This window comes from Acidocella aminolytica 101 = DSM 11237 (genome assembly GCF_900129125.1).
GTDB classification, from domain to species: Bacteria; Pseudomonadota; Alphaproteobacteria; order Acetobacterales; family Acetobacteraceae; genus Acidocella; species Acidocella aminolytica.
Map to the genome: position 1 here is coordinate 1 of NZ_FQVJ01000004.1, position 18112 is coordinate 18112.

Here is an 18112-nt window from a genome sequence, read left to right on the forward strand (position 1 = left end):
ACCGACGCCAACCGCCTCACCTCATGGGGCAAGGCCATCTATAAACGACGAAAAGAGACGGTCGAGCGGTCCTTCGCCGATGCCAAGCAACTCCTCGGACACCGCTACGCACGCTTCCGAGGCTTAACCGGCGTCACCTGCCAATGCCTGCTCGCCGCCACCGCACAAAATATCAAAAAAATCGCCATGGCACTCACCAAAGCACCAACGCCAAGCCCGGCCTGAAAGGGAAACCCCCTCACAAACAGAACAATTACAAGCCAAACAATAAATAAAACAAAACCCCGCCAAAAATGACGGGGTTTGTCAGCGGTCTGGAAGGGCGCTTGGGCGCCCTTTTTTATTACTCGGCCATCATCTCGCCAGAGCCGCCAAGCTCGGCGGGGAAGTCTTTGAGCTTCGGCAGGCCATCCTTTATTGGCAGGACCGTTTCAGCGTAATTCACATGTACACCGGGCTTGAACTCCAATTCCGGCAGAGTGGCGGCATATACATCCATCAAGCCGAAGCCGGGATGCATGGTCATCAAATGTCCGCCGCACTGACGGCAATATTTACGCGCGCTGGCCGGGGTTTTGGCGTACGTGGCAATCTCTCCCTCGCCTTGCGTCACTTTCACCGCCTCCGGCTTCCAGAGCGTGAAGGCATTCACTGGCCCCGCCGACCAAGACCGGCAGGAACGGCAATGGCAATACCCCATGCCATCGGGTTCGCCGGTTGCTTCCAGCGTCACCGCCCCGCAGAAACAAGCACCTTTATAGGTCTTTGACATTCGTTTCCTCACTTATTTGAGCTTGAAGAACTCAGGATGGTAACGTGCGGCGAGGCAAGTCAAACACTGTCCCGGAATGGATCAGGGCAGCCAGCAAAAGCTTTCACAAAAACTTCGAATAAACTAATGCGAACGGGGAATTTTGCGGCCAAAGAACAAAAATCGAACAATTTATTAACAAGAATGTTGCCTTTTTGTTCTTGTCGTGTCAGGTTGAATTTCAAGGATTCTCACTGACATCTGAAAGAAAACACGCTATGGTTGCATCTACCGCAAGCAAGAAGACGCGTTTGACAGAAATCGAGTCGATGTTGGACGCTCAGGAAGCACCTTTAATGGCAACAGTGACACAGATGGCGAAACCAGACCTCGAAAAAAACAAAGCCCTAGACGCCGCGATGGCGCAGATTGAGCGCGCTTTCGGCAAGGGCTCTATTATGCGCATGGGCGCCAAAGGCGGTAATGAGGCGATTGAGGTTATTCCCTCGGGCTCGTTGGGACTGGATCTGGCGCTGGGTATTGGCGGCCTGCCGCGCGGGCGTGTGGTCGAAGTTTACGGCCCTGAAAGCTCCGGCAAAACTACCCTCGCCCTGCATGCCGTGGCCGAGGCGCAGAAGCGCGGCGGTGTGTGCGCCTTTATCGACGCCGAACATGCGCTGGACCCGGTTTATGCCCGCAAGCTGGGCGTAGATGTTGATAACCTCTTGATTTCTCAGCCAGACACAGGCGAACAAGGGCTAGAGATCGCGGATACGCTGGTGCGGTCCGGCTCCATTGACGTACTGGTGATTGACTCCGTGGCGGCCCTAGTACCCCGCGCAGAGTTGGAAGGCGAGATGGGAGACTCCCATGTCGGCCTGCATGCCCGTTTGATGAGCCAAGCGCTGCGTAAGATCACCGGCTCCGTCGCACGCTCCAACACCATGCTAATCTTCCTGAATCAGATCCGTTTGAAGATCGGCGTGATGTTCGGCAACCCGGAAACCACAACCGGTGGCAACGCCCTGAAGTTCTACTCCTCCATCCGCATGGAGATTCGCCGCACTGGCTCCATCAAGGAGCGTGATGAGGTCACCGGCAACCACGTTCGCGTTAAGGTTGTCAAAAACAAACTGGCCCCGCCCTTTCGGCAGGTTGAGTTTGACATCATGTTCGGTGAGGGCATTTCCAAGGCGGGTGAATTGATCGACCTTGGCGTGAAAGCCGGCGTAGTTGAAAAATCTGGCGCTTGGTTCTCTTATGACAGCCAGCGGATTGGCCAGGGGCGCGAGAATGCCAAGCAGTTCCTGCGCGACAACCCGAAGGCGGCAGAATCGATCGAAAAAAGGATCCGTGAAGAAGCCGGTGCTATCGCGGACGTGCTGATGGCTGAAGATAACGGCGAAGACAGCGACGATTAAATAAAGCCGCTTCTGGCGCTACCTTTACGCGTCTAGAGATATGTTCAGGGGCCTCACAGCCGCTAAAGCTTGTATTTACAAAAGCCGTTAAACCAGAAAAGATATTTCCTGGTTTAACGGCTTTTGTTTTTAGCCGTCCTGGCGGTAGTTTGGCGCCTCGCGCGTGATCGCGACATCATGCACATGGCTCTCGCGCAGCCCCGCCCCGGTAATGCGACGGAACTTGGTATTCGTCTGGAGAGACTGGATATCTGCGCTGCCGGTATAGCCCATGCCAGCACGCAACCCGCCGACCAGTTGATGCACTACAGCGGCCATCGGCCCCTTATAGCCAACCCGACCCTCGATACCTTCCGGCACCAGCTTCAGGCTGTCTTTGATCTCCTGCTGGAAATAGCGGTCGGCTGACCCCCGCGCCATGGCGCCAAGCGAGCCCATGCCGCGATAAGATTTATAAGAGCGGCCCTGATACAGAAACACTTCACCAGGCGCCTCATCAGTTCCCGCCAGCATCGACCCAACCATTACGGCATCCGCCCCTGCGGCCAGCGCCTTTACCATGTCACCAGATGCGCGAATGCCACCATCAGCAATAGCAGGCACACCAGCCGCACGGCAGGCCGCGGCAGTTTCCATCACAGCGGTGAATTGCGGTACACCGACTCCCGCCACCACACGGGTGGTGCAAATCGAGCCCGGGCCAATGCCGATCTTTACCGCGTCCGCACCGGCATCCACCAGTGCCTGTGCGCCCTCGGGCGTTGCCACATTGCCCGCAATAATCTGCACCGCGTTGGAGAGGTGCTTAATCTTGGTAACAGCTTTTAGCACGCCGTCCGAGTGGCCGTGGGCGGTGTCCACCACCACCACATCAACTCCGGCCTCGATCAGCGCTTCCGCGCGTTCAAAACCGTCTTTGCCAACCCCCGTAGCGGCGGCAACGCGCAGACGGCCCATCTCGTCTTTATTGGCTAACGGGTAGGCCTCGGCCTTATCCATGTCCTTCACGGTCATCAGCCCGACACAGTGGAACCTCTCGTCCACCACCAGAAGCTTTTCCAGGCGCCGTTTATGTAGCAAGGCTCGCGCCTCCTCAGACGACACACCCGCCGTCACCACGGCAAGATTCTCGCGCGTCATCAACTCAGAGACCTTGATATTCGGGTCCGTGGCAAAGCGCATGTCACGATGGGTGAGAATGCCCAACAGCTTGCCGCCACGTTCAACAACCGGGAAGCCGGAAATATTATTCTGCGCCATCAACGCCCGGGCATCGGCCAGCGTCTGATCCGGGAAGATAGTCAGCGGGTCCACCACCATGCCGCTTTCAAACTTTTTAACGCGGCGAACCTGGGCAGCCTGTTCCTCGATTATGAAATTCTTATGAATCACGCCAATCCCGCCCTGCTGCGCCATGGCAATGGCCATTTGCGCCTCGGTCACGGTATCCATAGCCGCTGAAACCAGGGGGATGTTCAAAGAGATGGTTTTGGTCAGCCGTGTCGTGGTTTTCACGCTTCCCGGTAGAACCTGGGAATAACCAGGCACCATTAACACATCGTCAAAAGCCAATGCTTCTGAGATGCGGCTTGATACATCAGGTTTGTTTGAAACATCGAATGCCATGGCCGTACCCATCTTTTAAGACCTTGGCGGCTCCCAATAACCGCCATACCCACACGGCGCAAGTCAGGGGGGCCATGCGTTTTAGACGGGGCTAGCATTGGTACTCAAAAGCTCGACGACAGAGCTTTCACAGCATCATGGGATCTGGAAAAGCTACCGCGCAACCCATCCGCCAAGGCTACCATGGCGACACGCCAAAACAAAGCAGGCTTATCGTAAAGCCAGATTGGCCACAGAAATTTAATGATCAGCAAAGGCAGTATGAAATAGAAATACCCGCCCGCAAAAGCCCGGAAAAAAGGCAGGTCGTTACGAATGATGTAATAGGCTTTCCAAAGCGGAACATACACTCGGCGGCCGGAGGAAGGCATCGAACAATCATGCACAAACCGCACGCTTGGCGCGAACAGCAATTTATGGCCACTTTGCGTCAGGGCCAGGGTATAAAGCGAATCGTCCCTGTAAACGAACAGTTCAGCTTTTGGCAGACCCAACTGGTGGCGCACAAGGTCACAGCGCACGAAAAATCCGACAAAGGAGGAAAAGCAAACCTCCACAGGCGCTTGGCTGTTATATACCTCATCATTAAGTCCGACGGAACCGAAACGCTGCAACACAGCGCGCAAAAAAACTGCAGGAGATTTAAAAATATCCATTCCTGGTCGGTTCATGGGGCAAATTCGGCCATCGGGGAAATAAACCGCCGCGGCAACGCCACCAACCTCTGGCCCTGGCACGAGGTCAGCGAATTCCGTGAGCGTGTCGGCGGCTGGGTAAGCGTCATCGTCGAAGCATGCCAGCCACTCCACGCCTGTATCACGCACGGCGATCTCAAACCCGCGCGCAAACCCCCCGGCGCCTCCCAGATTTTCTGGCTCGTGCACGATACATAAACGAGGGTCGTCAATACCGCGCAGATACGCGTCTGTTCCGTCTGTAGAGGCGTTGTCGATCACAACAACCCGAGAGAAAGGTTGCGCCAGCGTTTTTTCTAAGGTCAGGCGCAGTTTCTCAAGGCGATTATACGTTACAATCACCGCAGCTACACAGGGTAGATTATGCGGTGCTGCATTCATGCCAAAGGATCGACGCAAAAAGCCGGCACCGCTTCATCCAGCTCACGCGCATTCACGAAACGTTCTGCGGCCTCAAGCGCTTCTCCAATGGTTATGTGCATATCGAGATATCGATAGGTTCCAAGACGGCCGACAAACGTAACGTGCGGTTCCGTTATTGCCATAGTTACGTAACGCTCCAGCCTCGCCTTATCATTTACAAGTCGAATCGGATAGTAAGGCGTATCCGCCTCTCCGCACAAGCGGCTATGTTCACGATAAAGCACTGTTTTTTCGTGTTCTTCCCACGGAGTAAAGTGTTTATGCTCGGCAACGCGCGTCCAGGGCACATTCTCATCGCAATAATTAATCACGGGGTTGCCCTGATAATCCCCGTCGCCACGCAACACCTCAAAATCCAGCGTGCGGTAGCCTAGCCGCCCTTCGGAAAACCCGAACCAGGCATCAATCGGCCCACTATAAAAGACATGCGCATAGTCTTTTGCCTGCGCCCGTGTAAAGCTGGTGGAAAGATGCAGCTCGATGTTTGCATGGTCGAGAATGCGTTCAACGATATAGCTGTAGCCATGCTCCGGAATGCCCTGGAATTTACTGGCATAATAATTATCGTCATAATTGAAGCGCACGGGCAAACGCTTCAGAATACTGGCTGGCAGATCAGACGGTTCCATGCCCCATTGCTTTCGCGTGTAGCCACGGAAGAATGTTTCATAAATCTCCCGCCCCACAAAGCGTAGTGCCTGTTCCTCGAAACTGCGCGGCTCGACAATGCGCTGATCGGCTTGTTCGGCAAGAAAGGAGCGCGCCTGCTCTGGAGAAAACTGCTTCCCGAATAGCTGATTGATAGTCATCAGATTGATCGGCAAGGAGAAAACCTTGCCCCGCGCATGAGCTTTCACTCGGTTGATAAAAGGCATGAACCTGTCAAACCGGCGCACATAATCCCACACGCGCTCATTGCTTGTATGGAATATATGCGGACCATAAACATGCAGCATCACGCCGCTTTTGGCATCCCGGTCCGTATGACAATTTCCGGCAACATGGGGACGCGTATCGAAGATATCGACCTGATAACCGCGCTCAGCCAGTTCCCGCGCAATGACACTGCCCGAGAAGCCCGCGCCGACGATACCGATTTTTTCCATCTTATTCGCTCTTCTCTTGGTAAAGTTTCTGCCAGAACTGTCCGCTAGTCATTTCCGGCAGAGCCACTTGATAGGAACGCCCGATATCGGACGACTTGGACAAAAAGTCCTTCATGATCAATGAAAACTGGAGCAATATCGCTGAAAACCGTCCACGATCATACTTAGCTACATAGCCAGGCGCCAGCGCTTCATAGAAGTAAAGAACCTGTTTATATCGAAATATATTGCGGTAAGAAGCGCGAAACGATTTGATTTCATATACCGTTGAATCACGCATGAGAAAGCCTGGCAACAAAAAGCCATTCAACGTGATCAGACGGATGCAGCGGTGCAACAACCTTTCTTGATCCCCCCGATACCGCAGCTTGAAATCTGCAAGGCACACGGATTGCATTTTCTCTTCGGCATTCAGCGGTGCTAATTTCGCGCGAACATTTGCCGTGTCGAGGTTGTCTTTCCTAAACACAGGCCCTCCAGACACACCCCGTATGGTTTTTAAAATTGCGCCTGCACTGACGTAATTATGCGAAAATAAGCTCGTGACTAACCATCCTAAAACAATACGTAATGTGTAAAAGCTTCCAGCTTGCGCGGTTTGCAATAATATTGCCAAAGTACCACGCATTCCGAGACAACGTGTGGCGGGATTTTCCTTCAGTTGAAAGTCTTCTCCCCAACAGGAGACTCCGCTTACCGTTTCCACATCAAAATTGTTTACTATGCTAATGAGCGCATCGTCTCCGCGGCCAAAGAATGGAATAGGAAACAGCGTGGCGCCGATGGCCTCATCCTCGGTCATATTCCGCGAGTTATTAACAACAATAGGCTCAATTTTGCCATTAACGCTCGGCGGCGTCAGCAGCCCTTCACGCATGCGGGCGATGGCGGGCACAACAAATGCCTTGCGGTTAAAGCGTGCGCGCCCCCCCCCCAGCTTCACTTCCTGCGCCGGAACGGTGGCGGTCAAAAAACGCCCGCCTGTTAGTTCGCCTTGTTCCAGAGCCTCAGCGAGGACATCTAGCATGCCGCCCTCAAGCTCAGCCCATGGCACGGCTAACGACGCAGTCAGAAGCAATGTTACCTCTTGTTCGCACAGGCAACTCTGGAAGTTCCCCAAACGACGCAAGCCTACCCGCAAAGTAAAGCGGCCTTCTCCTTCAAGGGTCAGATACAGCGTATCTATAGTATCTATAATTGTAACGTGCTTGAGCGTCTCAACCGAAACAGCATTGAAATTAGTGTCAAAAGAAGATGCGCCCCCAATTTTGTATCGCATCGAGCGGGCCATAAAATTAGCTGATGCAAGGTCGTTCAACCTCACATACATGCTCTCCGGTGCGGAAAACTCTAGCCCAGGCAGGAGTAGTCCCTGCGACATAAAAAAGTTCTGTTCCATGAGGCCTAAAGATCAACCGCCTAAATGAGATATAAATAAGTTTATACACAGCGGTTATCTCGATTTTTCAAGCCCGCATGAAACTCAGCCTTAACGATTTGGACATATTTTAAATTTCCGTCAAAAAGCCATCAACAATACACGTTTCAGAGCAATCTTCTTCTGAAAAAATTCTATAATTCCAGCACATTAACAACTGAATGTTATAAAGTTTTTAACATACAAATTCCGTTTTGATTTCTTAAAATCGACAAAATTCAGTCTGGTCTGAATCCTGTCGCCACCACATACATCTCCTTCGATTCTTTCCGGCTGGCCGGGGGCTTGGCGTGTTTTACATTGCTAAAACGCCGCTTCAGCGTCATCAGCATTTCTTTCTCAGCTCCGCCCTGGAACAACTTGGCCACAAACCCGCCGCCAGGCGCGAGAACATCGCAAGCAAAAGCCAGCGCAGCTTCCGCCAGAGCCATAATCCGCAGATGATCGGTCGCCACGTGGCCGGACGTATTCGGTGCCATATCGGACAACACAAGGTCGGCCTTGCCCCCTAGCATCTCCGTCAGCCTGGCTTCCATACCTTCCTCCAGAAAATCGCCCTTAATGAAATCCGCCCCTGAAACAGGTTGAATCTCAAGCAGGTCAATCCCCACCAGCTTGGAGGCGCCACGGGCCAAAGCCACTTGGCTCCACCCCCCCGGCGCCGCGCCCAGATCCAACACCCTCGGGTTTTTGCCGATGAGTTTATATTTCTCGTCCAACTCAATGAGCTTGAAGGCCGCGCGTGAGCGCCATCCGTGGACCTTGGCGGCGGTCACATAAGGATCGTTAAGCTGCCTTTGCAGCCAACGCTGCGATGAGGTTGAAAGCTTGCGCGCGTTTTTAAGCCGCACCGCCTCGCGGCGCGGTGGCAGTTTGGAGCTGTTGTCGGTCATGCGTTGTAACGGTGCTTATGGGTCGGCATGTCGCGCATCAGCCTCATTAACATACCTTCGCGCAAGCCCCTATCGGCCACCATCAGCCGCGGAGCCTGCCATAATTCATGGATCGCCGCAAAAATGGCACAGCCCGGCAGCACGAATTCCACCCGATCCATCCCGATGCACGGATGGCGGGACAGGCCATCCCGACCCAGCGCGCAGGCTTCCGCCAGAGCATCATCTACCGCCCGGCGGGTGAGGGAAACCCCATCCACCAGCCCACGGCGGTAACGATCCAGCTTCAACGAGACGCCGGCTAGGGTGGTGACTGTACCAGATGTACCAACCATGACCACGCCCCCCCGGCGGATTTCCTCACCAATCCTGTGGACTGACTCAAACGGGCGCAGCATGGTGATGATATCTTCCACCAAGCTGAAAAATCCCTCGCTCTGATAACAGGCCCCCGCGCAGCGTTCAGATAGTGTTACTACGCCCACCGGCAGGGAAAGATACCCGATCAGTTCCGGCCGGATCCCGCTATCCAGCCTCACCCAGGCAATTTCGGTAGAACCGCCGCCGATATCGAACAACAACGCCCGCCGCCCGGCCTTGCGCAGCAGCGGCGCACAGCTTTCCACGGCCAGTTCGGCTTCCTCGCGCGGGTTGATGATCTCCAGTGGCAGGCCTGTTGCCTCACGCGCGCGGTGCACAAATTCAACGCCGTTCTCCGCCTGGCGGCAGGCTTCCGTGGCGATGGCCCGCAGCCTGATCGGTCCCGTAAACTCATCCCCGGTCCAGCGCCGGGCGCGGTCCGCGCAGATGGCCAAGGAGCTAATGGCCCGGTCCATCGCCAAGGCGGAGAGCTTGCCGGTTTCATAAAGCCCCTCCCCTAGCCGAACGACTCGGGAAAAGCTGTCGAGTATCTGGAAACCATGCGCCGCGGGGGTACCAACGAGCATCCGGCAGTTATTAGTGCCCAGATCAATTCCCCCGAACACAGCGCGCCGCCGCCCCCGCCGGTTTGAAACCGGCTGCGTCGGCTGCACGAGGGAGAACTGACTGACCATTTGCTTATATATTCGCGGATTGGCCCGGCTGGGCAAGAACCAAAAGCTATAAGAACCGATTACGGGCATATATTTTCTGAAAGCATGATGTCATGGATGGGCTTGCCTGTGCCGCGCAGCAATGCTAGACGCCCGCCACCGACATCGTTTGGGGGATAGTTTAGCGGTAGAACTCCCGGCTCTGACCCGGGCAGCCTTGGTTCGAATCCAGGTCCCCCAGCCAAAAGATTGCACTTAGTTATATATTGTCGGATTTAAGATTATATCTTTATGTCCTCTTGGATCTGATGGGTTTGTCAAAGCCCGTGGCGCTGATATTCGTGCCTCCGTGTGGAAGGAGCGGACATGCTAAGAGCCTATGGCTGGCGCGATGGACGGCTGCAAACCTTCAGCCAGGACGACGCATCCGAGGCGATCTGGTTTGACCTGGAGAAGCCCTCGGCTGAGGAATATGCGTTCGTCACCCGTGTTACTGGCTTCTCCCTGCCGCATTATGCCGACCTGTCAGAGATCGAAAGCTCCTCCCGTCTGTCCGTCGATGCCGGGGTGCTGACCCTGTCCTTGCCCGTGGTTACCCGAATCGCCGGGGTACTTGAGAACGGGGTTTGCGGCTTTGTGCTTTCACCTGAGCGTCTGGTAACGCTCCGTTTTGCCCCTAGCGTGCTGTTCAACCAATTCACTGCCCGTGCCCCGGCTGAGGGCGTGCCAGGCAGCGTCCATATCTTCGTGGCGCTGCTGGAGGGTATTGTGGACAGGCTAGCCGACGCACTGGAAAAGCTGCGGGAGGAACTGGATAAGCTCAGCCACAAAATTTTCCACCACCGTCTCGGCAGCCGCACCCCCGCCCGCAATGCCGAGCGGGAGCTGCAACGCATCCTGGTCACGCTGGGACAGGATTATGACTCGATCTCTTATCTGCGTGATTCTCAACTCGGCGTGGCGCGAATCGCACCCTATGTGCTCACGGCGGTGGAGTGGATTCCGAAAACACTGCGAGAACGGCTGAAATCCGTACAGAAAGACGTTTCCTCTCTCAACGAGTTCTCAACGCATCTAACTGATAAAGTTCAGTTTTTGCTGGATTCGACTTTGGGCTTCATCAATATCGCCCAGAACAGCCTCATTAAGGTGTTAACCATCGTCTCCATCATGGGCATTCCGCCCACCCTCATCGCCGGAATTTACGGCATGAACTTCCACGATATCCCAGAATTAACCTGGAAGTACGGCTATGGCTTTGCCTGGGCCCTGATGATTATATCAGCGGTTGCACCGCTGGTCTGGTTCCGCAAGAAAGGCTGGATATGACCAAATTTTATGAGCCGGAAGAAGCCAACGCCGCCGAAGCCATTGAAGCCATCGGCGCTGAGCTTGAGATGTTTGATGACTGGATGGAGCGTTACGAGTTCATTATTGAACTCGGCCGCAAGCTGCCCCCATACCCCGCCGAGTGGCAGGATGAGGCACACCGCGTACAGGGGTGCCAATCCAAGGTCTGGCTGGCCGCTAAAGAGGAAGGCGGCAAGCTTTGGCTTACTGGCGCCTCTGACGCCGCCATCGTTTCAGGGCTGGTAGCGCTAGTGCTGCGCGTCTATTCTGGGCGGGAACGGGCGGACATTCTCGCCACTCCCGGAAAATTCCTGCATGATCTCGGGCTGATCGGCGCGCTTTCCTCTAATCGCGGTAATGGCGTGGCAGCGATGGTGGAACGGATTCAAAGCATGGCAAAAATCGCCTGACCACCCCGACAAGGTTAGGCATCAGACCCAATGGCCTGGAACCCAGCGCCACACGCCGCCAACAATAGCCCAATGCCCATTAATCCAACGGTGCCAACCTGGAGCACGGCGGACATAGCCGCCCCCAACCCAGCGGTAACGGTAGCCATTCCAGACCCAATGTCCCGGCCGCCAGATATAGTACCCTCCAGCGGGCGGCGGAGGCGGCCGGGGCTCATAACGGGGCGGCGGAACAGGCCGGTAATGCGGCGGATATGACGGCCTTGGCCCAGGCGGTGGTGGTGGCGGCGGTTGCGCTACTGCTGGCGCAGCCAGCACGCAAGCCGATGGTACAGCCAGAACAACGCCCAGCACGAATTTAGAGAGTGAACGGCGTGTTGGCATAACAGTCTCCACTTCTTATTCCAACACGGAGATTAAGCGCCAAACATGGCGAAGCCAGGGCACGTTTTGTAATAAAAATTAAAGCGCAGGCACACCGCTCAAACGGCGCTGGTTGGCTCTGACCTTCTTACGGTAAAGCTGCAAAATTTCCGGTGCGTTAAGGTACTTCTGGCCCTCCAGGGGAGCATTCAGCAGCAGAGCCGCGCTCTCCTGAAGAGCCTGCATCTTCTCCATGATCATCAATAGTGTTTCGCTTGCCACATCTGGCCCGCCCTGGGCCAGCTTGGCTAACCGCAAGGCCACAACCTGTTGCGCCTCAAGCGCCAACATGGCCCCTTGAGCGGTCAAATTGGCCAATGTCAGATCAGGCCGCGCGAAGAAAGACTCTTTATTCATTCCGGATATCCTTACTTCAGACAGGCAGATATGGGGATTTTTGCAGCGCAGCAAAAGTAAAAAAAGCGCAACCCCGGCCTGTCACCCCGCCATTAGCTCCACTTGCCGGGCCAGGCGCTGCAAATCCTCCGCGCCGGGGCCGGAGGGAAGCGATGGGCGGTGGCCAACCACGCCGGCCTCCAACCCCTCCCGCAGCCATGCGGCCCAACTTTTCCAAATCTCGCTTTCCTCGGCGGGCAGGTGCGGGCGCTCAACCGCCAGCAAAGACAAACGCCCGGCCATGCGCCGCAACGCCGCATCCACCGCCGCCGCTTTCACCAATGCCTGCTGGTGCCCTGCATGCGGCTCCGCCAAGGCGCGAGAAAGAGCGGCCTCCAGATTATTACTGGCTAGGCCCGCGGCGCGGCGAGCCACTTCCGACGTGCCCCAGCTGCCCTGCCCCAGCAGCGCCGTGAACACGGCCTCAGCATAAGCCAGATGGGCGCGTTTGGCGGCGCTGATGCTCGTTTCCAGCTTTGGCGCTTCAAAACTCGGCCACAGTATGGCGCTGCCAAACACCGCCAGCGCCCCGCCCAGCAGCGACCACAGCACACGCGACAAAGCGACATACAGCTCGCCCTTGCCGCTTGGATGCAACTGTTCAACCAGCAGCACGATCATTGGCGTCAGCACCGCGATATAAAGGCTGAAATTCACCGACCTGAGCGCGAAGGCACACAGGCTGAGCGGAAGCATCGCCAACGCAAGCTGAAGCTCGGTATGGATGAACAGGCCGATAATCCCCGCCAGCACCCCACCCAGCACCGTACCCGCGGAACGTTCAGCCGTCCGCGCCCAAGTGGCTGCGAAATAAGGCTGCAGACAGAAAAGCAGCGTGATGGTCGCCCAATGCGAGTAGATGCCGCCAAACCGTGTGGTTACCGCCAGCACTGGCAGCGAGATGGTAGCCACCCGCAACGCGTGCCGGAAGGCAGCCGAGGACGGCGTGAGATTCTGACGGATGGGCGAAAGCAGACGTATCCGCAAGCTGGCCGTGCTGGGGGCGGGTTGCGGCCCGCCGGAGGGCGGCGCCACGGCAACCAGCACCGCGAACTGCTCGGCAATCGCGGCCAGCACATGACGCTCCGCCGCGTCTGGCAACTCACGAAGAGAATTACGCAGCCGTTTCAGGCTAGCGCGTTTGCGCGGCGTATCCAGCGGTCTGTCCGCCTCAATCTCCACCGCCATCACCGCCAGCCACCCGGCGATCAACCGCAAGGGCTGCACACATTCCTGCCGCGCGGAAGCGTCCAACTCCAGCTGTTCCGCCAAGGCGATCAGCCCGCCGAAAATCTTGTCGAAACTCTCCAGCCGCAGGGAAAGTTGCGCACCGCGCGCTGAAACAGGCCCGCGCCGCCGGAATGTTTCATAGGCCACCACCCGCGCCGTTTCGATCGCCTCGCGCACTTGGCCACGATATTCCAGCGCCGAGGCGGAAAAAGCCGCGTCCCCCTGCGCTTCTCGGGCAAATGTTATTATTTCCTGGGACAGCCGGGACAAACGCCGCGTCACCTCCGCCAGCGCCCGGCGGGAGGCCGCATGAGGATGCGTTTCCCATATCACCAGCGTCAAAATCACCGCCCAGATCGCTCCGGCCCAGAAATTCAGGCCATGCAGAGCGTCATGGAGCATTTCAGGGTCCGGCGCCCCAAGAGCTAACACCGTCGCCACGCTGACCAAATTGCCCACCTGCATCGCGCTCTGGCCGAAAATACGCGCGAAGCTGGTACAAAAAATCACGAACGCCGCAAGCGGCGCCGCAATGTAAGGGCTTTGCCCCGCAAGCCAGCAAAACAGCCCGTAAAGCGTGCCACCGAGCACCGCGAAGGTGATAACAGCGGGGGCGCGTTTCTGCGTCGGCCCGCCGGGGTCCGCGTAACAAGTCAGCAGCGCGCCAAGGGCGGCCAGCCCCATCTGCGGCACGTTGAACAGCTCGCCCAACAACAAAGGCAGCGCCACGGCACAGAAGGCACGCATCCCCTCAGATAGCGACAACGCCCGGAAATTCGGTTTGAAATTGGGCGCTGTGCGTTTCATCTCCCGGGATCAGCCAAATTTATTGGATTTGGGAAAACCACTCGGCGGCAAACGCCCCGCAGCGGCCCGCGCGCCAAGCCATTCGGTCAGTTTCTGCTCGATCCGCACACGCTCCCCGATCGTCCAGCTCAACCCATCCGCCAACGTGAACACCTTAGCGTCAGAGAGGCCGCCATCCTTGTATTTCTGCAACTGCACGCCCGCACCACGCGGCATTTCCGGCAGCTGTTCAAGCGGAAACACCAGCAGCTTCCGGTTCTGACCGACCACGGCCACATGGTCGCCATTGGCGGGCACGCAGAGCGCCCATTCCTCGTCCGGCTTCAGCGTTAGGATAATCTTGCCCGCCCGCCGTTCAGAAACCAGTTCGCTTCCCGCCAGCACAAAGCCCCGTCCAGAAGAAGAGGCCACCAGATATTTCTGCGCCGGATCCGGCACGAACAGCGTCAGCACCCCATCCTCATTGGCCAGTTCCACGATCAGCCGGATCGCCTGGCCATCTCCGCGCCCGCGCGGCACATCCGCCGCCTTGATGGAATAGACGCGGCCATTGGTCCCCAACAACGCGATCTTGTCCGTGGATTGGCAGGGCAGCAGGGTATGCAGCCTGTCGCCTTCCTTGAATTTCAAATCCGCACCGTCCGAGAGATGCCCTTTCTGCGCGCGGATCCAGCCTTTTTCGGAGAGAATTACCGTAATCGGCTCACGCTCGACCAGCGCCTCGGCAACAATTTCCACTACCGGCGCGGCCTCGGAAATCTTAGTTCGCCGCGCGCCCAAGGCGCCAGAGCCAAATTTCTCCTTCACCTCGGCTATTTCCGCTCCGATTTTCGCCCAGCGCTTGCTTTCATCCTTCAGCAGCGCCTGCAAGCCCTTCTGCTCTGCCGCGAGCTTCTTGTGCTCGTTGCGGATCTCCATTTCCTCCAGCTTGCGCAAGGCGCGCAGCCGCATGTTCAGGATCGCCTCGGCCTGCACCTCGGTCAGCTCAAAGGTGGCGATCAGTTGTTCCTTCGGCTTGTCCTCGAAGCGGATAATCCGGATCACCTCATCAAGATTCAAAAAGACCTTGATATAGCCGTCGAGAATCTCAAGCCGCCGGCCAATCGCCTCCAGCCTGTGATTTGTCCGGCGCACCAGCACCTCGTGCCGGTGGTCCAGCCAAGCGCGCAGCAACGCCTTTAGCCCCATCACTCTCGGCGTGCGCCCACTATCCAGAACATTCATGTTCAGCGAGAAGCGGGATTCCAGCTGCGTGGCTCGGAACAAGGCGGCCATCAGCATGTCCGCATCCACAGTGCGGTTCTTGGGCTCTAGCACAAGACGGATGTTTTCGGCACTCTCATCGCGGATATCGCCCAGCAGTGGCAGCTTCTTATCCGTAAGCAGCAGCGCGATCTGTTCCACTAGGCGAGACTTCTGCACCTGATACGGGATTTCCGTTACCACGATCACCCAGGTTCCGTGCTTGCCATCCTCTTTATGCCATTTCGCACGGGTGCGCAGGCTGCCGCGTCCGGTTTCATAGGCATTGAGAATGACCGCCTCATCCTCCACCAGTTCGCCTCCGGTGGGAAAATCCGGGCCTTTCAGATAGTTCAGCAAGTCCGCGGTGCTGGCTTCTGGTTTTTCAATCAGATGCAGGGCCGCCGCACATACCTCGCCCGCATTATGCGGCGGAATGGAGGTCGCCATGCCTACCGCGATGCCGCTGGCGCCATTGGCCAGCAGATTCGGAAAAGCACCGGGCAGCACCACCGGCTCCTGCTCCTCGCCATCATAGGTCGGGCGGAAATCAACCGCGTTCTCGTCGATCCCGCGCAGCAGATATTCCGCGATCTCGGTCAGGCGCGATTCAGTGTAACGCATCGCCGCGGCATTATCGCCGTCGATATTGCCAAAATTCCCCTGCCCTTCGATCAGCGGGTAACGCGCCGCGAAATCCTGGGCCAGACGCACCAGCGCCTCATAAACCGCTGAATCTCCGTGCGGGTGGAATTTACCGATCACATCACCCACCACTCGGGCGCATTTCTTGAAGCCTGAACGCGGGTCCAACTTCAACTGGTGCATAGCGTAGATCAGCCGCCGATGCACCGGCTTCAGCCCATCGCGCACATCCGGCAGCGAGCGGGACATGATGGTGGACAGCGCATAGGCCAGATAACGCTCAGACAGCGCACTCCCCAGCGCCAGATCTTCAACTTGTCCGAAATCATCAGGCATCGCCCCCATCCTTCTCCTCAAGCCTCAAGGAAAGACGCTCATAAAGAGCCTGCCGCGCTGGCGAAAGGGGGCGATGGCGGACGCCGAACACGTCGCGAGTCAGAAAATGCCCGGTCAGGCGCAAAGCGGCGAGGCAACCTCTCGGATCTGGCTTACCCTCACCAAGCAAAAATTCAGGAAGCGGCAACAGCCTGTCCACCCATTCCCCGGCCTCGGAGAGCGTCACCGCCCGCCCGGTGCGCGGTGACACATAGGCCAGCCGGTCATTACCACCAGCGGAGGAGGAAAAATCCAGCCCAAACCCTAGCTCACGCAGCAAAACTAGCTCCCAGCGGCAGAGTTCCGCCAGCGCGAATCCGGAAATATCAATCCCCGCCAGCAACCGCAGTAGGCCTTTAAAGCTCTCCGGCGCGTGCTCGCGCTCCGGCAGGGCCTGGGCGGCCAATTGGCAGGCGGCGCGTAGCACAGCCAAACTCTCCGGCTGCTGCATCGCCAAAGCCGCCGCCGGGCGCACCAACTCCGCGCTATAAGCCCCTAACTGCTCAGGTAGACGTGCCGTCCAGCGCGCGGCCAGGATATTGCCAACTTGCCAGATAGCCTCCTGCCGCCGCGACGCCCCACCTTTGGCCAGCCCTCGCCGCAGCCCCTCCAGCGTCAGCAGCGTGACGACAAGATCCCCCTCGCCATGAAAGGCGTGGTCAACGACAATGCCCGGCCCTTCAAACTCCACGCGCCTTCACCGCAGCGCGGCCTTGGCGCAAGCGGCCAGAAACCGCGCCGCCACGGGTAGAATCTCGTCGTTATAATCATAAGCGGGGTTGTGCAGCCCAGCGCTTGGGCCATTGCCAATCCAGGCATAGGCGCCGGGAATATCCGCCAGAAACCGCCCGAAATCCTCGGCCCCCATGGTAGGTTCCATATCCCGCCGCAGGTTCAGCCCCGCCGCCATGGCTGCCTCGGCCGCCAGATATGCCTCCTCCGGGGCGTTACCGGTCGGCGTCAACTCCCCACCCAGCCAGATTTCTGCTTCCAGCCCAAAAGCCGCGGCCACGCCATGCGCCGTCTCACCCAGGCGGCGCTTCAGTAACGCCATGGTCTCGGCGGAAAACGCCCGGATGGTTCCACCCATTGAGGCGCTCTCCGGCACCTGATTATGCGCTTCGCCCGCGTTCAGCATGCAAGTGGAAATCACCCCGGCCTCAAGCGGTGAGAGGTTGCGCGCTACAATAGCATTCACCGCCACGATCAGATGCGCGATGCCCTGCACCGGGTCCACACAGACATGCGGCATACCCGCATGTCCGGCCATGCCTTTCACGGTGATCTTGAACCCCGTGGCCCCGGCCATCACCGAGCCAGAATGCACCATCACCGTCCCGGCCTCCAGCCCCGGCCAGTTATGGTAGCCAAAAATGCGCTCCATCGGAAACCTCGTGAACAGTCCGTCCGCCACCATGGCGTCGGCACCGCCGAAGCCTTCCTCGGCGGGCTGGAACACCAGATGCACTTGGCCGAACCAGTCTGGATCGTCCCGCAGCAGCATCGCCGCGCCTAATAGAGAGGCTGTATGCCCGTCATGCCCACAGGCATGCATCACGCCCTGGTTCAGGGAGGCATAAGACTTTCCCGTGGCTTCTGGAATCGGCAGTGCGTCCATATCCGCCCGTAAGCCCACCGCGCGGCTCGACCCGCCGCGCTTCAGGCTGGCCACCACGCCATGCCCGCCAATCCCGGCTTCAAAGGGAATCCCCAGCTCCTGCAGTCGGGTACAGACGAAGGACGCCGTCTCTTTCTCCTGCCGGGACAGTTCCGGGTGCCTGTGCAGATGGTGCCGCCAGGCCGTCAGCGTCGTCGCGAAATCATCCGGCATGACATACTCCTTCCGG

The 18112-nt window shown here is 57.6% G+C and carries 17 protein-coding genes and 1 tRNA gene; 5 read left to right on the top strand and 13 right to left on the bottom strand.

Annotation, left to right across the window (positions count from 1 at the left end; genetic code table 11):
* On the top strand, positions 1-225 hold a 225-nt coding region (locus BUB54_RS03030), incomplete at its 5' end, for a transposase (RefSeq protein WP_139284769.1).
* Positions 226-343: 118 nt separating this feature from the next.
* On the opposite strand, the gene BUB54_RS03035 is transcribed toward BUB54_RS03030, so the two are convergent.
* Complete coding sequence (locus BUB54_RS03035; RefSeq protein ID WP_048877289.1) at positions 344-772, bottom strand: GFA family protein; 429 nt, start codon at positions 770-772, stop codon at positions 344-346.
* A 353-nt stretch (positions 773-1125) separates the two neighbouring features.
* Here BUB54_RS03035 and recA point away from each other — a divergent pair, with 353 nt between their 5' ends.
* Entirely contained in the window at positions 1126-2172 is a 1047-nt protein-coding gene (gene recA / locus BUB54_RS03040) for a recombinase RecA (protein ID WP_048877293.1), read from the top strand.
* A gap of 129 nt (positions 2173-2301) precedes the next feature.
* On the opposite strand, the gene guaB is transcribed toward recA, so the two are convergent.
* From guaB to BUB54_RS03070, 6 genes are all read right to left on the bottom strand, one after another.
* Complete coding sequence (guaB, locus tag BUB54_RS03045) at positions 2302-3810, bottom strand: IMP dehydrogenase (RefSeq protein WP_408735446.1); 1509 nt, start codon at positions 3808-3810, stop codon at positions 2302-2304.
* Positions 3811-3902: 92 nt separating this feature from the next.
* Entirely contained in the window at positions 3903-4874 is a 972-nt protein-coding gene (locus tag BUB54_RS03050) for a glycosyltransferase (protein ID WP_048877290.1), read from the bottom strand.
* A complete protein-coding gene (locus BUB54_RS03055; protein WP_048877291.1) occupies positions 4871-6022 on the bottom strand; it encodes a UDP-galactopyranose/dTDP-fucopyranose mutase family protein in 1152 nt (383 codons plus the stop codon). The genes BUB54_RS03050 and BUB54_RS03055 overlap by 4 nt, the downstream gene beginning before the upstream one ends.
* A gap of 1 nt (position 6023) precedes the next feature.
* A complete protein-coding gene (locus tag BUB54_RS03060) occupies positions 6024-7421 on the bottom strand; it encodes a hypothetical protein (protein WP_139284770.1) in 1398 nt (465 codons plus the stop codon).
* A gap of 257 nt (positions 7422-7678) precedes the next feature.
* A complete protein-coding gene (locus BUB54_RS03065; protein WP_048880070.1) occupies positions 7679-8353 on the bottom strand; it encodes an RlmE family RNA methyltransferase in 675 nt (224 codons plus the stop codon).
* Positions 8350-9408 carry a Ppx/GppA phosphatase family protein gene (locus tag BUB54_RS03070; RefSeq protein WP_082075761.1) on the bottom strand — a complete coding sequence of 353 codons (1059 nt, stop codon included), beginning with the start codon at positions 9406-9408 and terminating at the stop codon, positions 8350-8352. The genes BUB54_RS03065 and BUB54_RS03070 overlap by 4 nt, the downstream gene beginning before the upstream one ends.
* A gap of 149 nt (positions 9409-9557) precedes the next feature.
* Here BUB54_RS03070 and BUB54_RS03075 point away from each other — a divergent pair.
* The 3 genes from BUB54_RS03075 (at position 9558) to BUB54_RS03085 (ending at position 11147) form a co-directional block, all read left to right on the top strand.
* A tRNA-Gln gene (locus BUB54_RS03075) sits at positions 9558-9631 on the top strand.
* A gap of 122 nt (positions 9632-9753) precedes the next feature.
* Positions 9754-10716, top strand: coding sequence for a magnesium transporter CorA family protein (locus tag BUB54_RS03080; RefSeq protein WP_048880071.1), 963 nt, complete (start codon positions 9754-9756; stop codon positions 10714-10716).
* Positions 10713-11147: a SufE family protein gene (locus tag BUB54_RS03085; RefSeq protein WP_048880072.1), complete on the top strand. Its 435-nt coding sequence runs from the start codon at positions 10713-10715 to the stop codon at positions 11145-11147. Before BUB54_RS03080 ends, BUB54_RS03085 begins: the two co-directional genes overlap by 4 nt.
* A 21-nt stretch (positions 11148-11168) precedes the next feature.
* Here the strand turns inward: BUB54_RS03085 and BUB54_RS21760 are convergent, their stop codons facing one another.
* The 6 genes from BUB54_RS21760 to BUB54_RS03115 form a co-directional block, all read right to left on the bottom strand.
* A complete protein-coding gene (locus BUB54_RS21760; protein ID WP_373318302.1) occupies positions 11169-11324 on the bottom strand; it encodes a hypothetical protein in 156 nt (51 codons plus the stop codon).
* A gap of 285 nt (positions 11325-11609) precedes the next feature.
* Positions 11610-11927 carry a hypothetical protein gene (locus BUB54_RS03095; RefSeq protein ID WP_048880073.1) on the bottom strand — a complete coding sequence of 106 codons (318 nt, stop codon included), beginning with the start codon at positions 11925-11927 and terminating at the stop codon, positions 11610-11612.
* Positions 11928-12008: 81 nt separating this feature from the next.
* Positions 12009-14003 (bottom strand): FUSC family protein, encoded by a 1995-nt coding sequence (locus BUB54_RS03100; protein WP_048880074.1) that lies wholly within the window; start codon positions 14001-14003, stop codon positions 12009-12011.
* A 9-nt stretch (positions 14004-14012) separates the two neighbouring features.
* Positions 14013-16226 (bottom strand): DNA topoisomerase IV subunit A, encoded by a 2214-nt coding sequence (gene parC / locus BUB54_RS03105; protein ID WP_048880095.1) that lies wholly within the window; start codon positions 16224-16226, stop codon positions 14013-14015.
* Positions 16219-16956, bottom strand: coding sequence for a DNA repair protein RecO (gene recO / locus BUB54_RS03110; RefSeq protein ID WP_048880075.1), 738 nt, complete (start codon positions 16954-16956; stop codon positions 16219-16221). The genes parC and recO overlap by 8 nt, the downstream gene beginning before the upstream one ends.
* Positions 16957-16962: 6 nt before the next feature.
* Positions 16963-18096, bottom strand: coding sequence for an amidohydrolase (locus BUB54_RS03115; protein WP_048880076.1), 1134 nt, complete (start codon positions 18094-18096; stop codon positions 16963-16965).
* Between the last annotated feature and the right edge of the window lie 16 nt (positions 18097-18112).

Coding starts and splice junctions, on each gene's coding strand:
- BUB54_RS03035 (WP_048877289.1), bottom strand. CDS start 772: ATGTCAAAGACCTATAAAGGTGCTTGTTTCTGCGGGGCGGTGACGCTG.
- recA (WP_048877293.1), top strand. CDS start 1,126: ATGGCGAAACCAGACCTCGAAAAAAACAAAGCCCTAGACGCCGCGATG.
- guaB (WP_408735446.1), bottom strand. CDS start 3,810: ATGGGTACGGCCATGGCATTCGATGTTTCAAACAAACCTGATGTATCA.
- BUB54_RS03050 (WP_048877290.1), bottom strand. CDS start 4,874: ATGAATGCAGCACCGCATAATCTACCCTGTGTAGCTGCGGTGATTGTA.
- BUB54_RS03055 (WP_048877291.1), bottom strand. CDS start 6,022: ATGGAAAAAATCGGTATCGTCGGCGCGGGCTTCTCGGGCAGTGTCATT.
- BUB54_RS03060 (WP_139284770.1), bottom strand. CDS start 7,421: ATGGAACAGAACTTTTTTATGTCGCAGGGACTACTCCTGCCTGGGCTA.
- BUB54_RS03065 (WP_048880070.1), bottom strand. CDS start 8,353: ATGACCGACAACAGCTCCAAACTGCCACCGCGCCGCGAGGCGGTGCGG.
- BUB54_RS03070 (WP_082075761.1), bottom strand. CDS start 9,408: ATGGTCAGTCAGTTCTCCCTCGTGCAGCCGACGCAGCCGGTTTCAAAC.
- BUB54_RS03080 (WP_048880071.1), top strand. CDS start 9,754: ATGCTAAGAGCCTATGGCTGGCGCGATGGACGGCTGCAAACCTTCAGC.
- BUB54_RS03085 (WP_048880072.1), top strand. CDS start 10,713: ATGACCAAATTTTATGAGCCGGAAGAAGCCAACGCCGCCGAAGCCATT.
- BUB54_RS03095 (WP_048880073.1), bottom strand. CDS start 11,927: ATGAATAAAGAGTCTTTCTTCGCGCGGCCTGATCTGACATTGGCCAAT.
- BUB54_RS03100 (WP_048880074.1), bottom strand. CDS start 14,003: ATGAAACGCACAGCGCCCAATTTCAAACCGAATTTCCGGGCGTTGTCG.
- parC (WP_048880095.1), bottom strand. CDS start 16,226: ATGCCTGATGATTTCGGACAAGTTGAAGATCTGGCGCTGGGGAGTGCG.
- BUB54_RS03115 (WP_048880076.1), bottom strand. CDS start 18,096: ATGCCGGATGATTTCGCGACGACGCTGACGGCCTGGCGGCACCATCTG.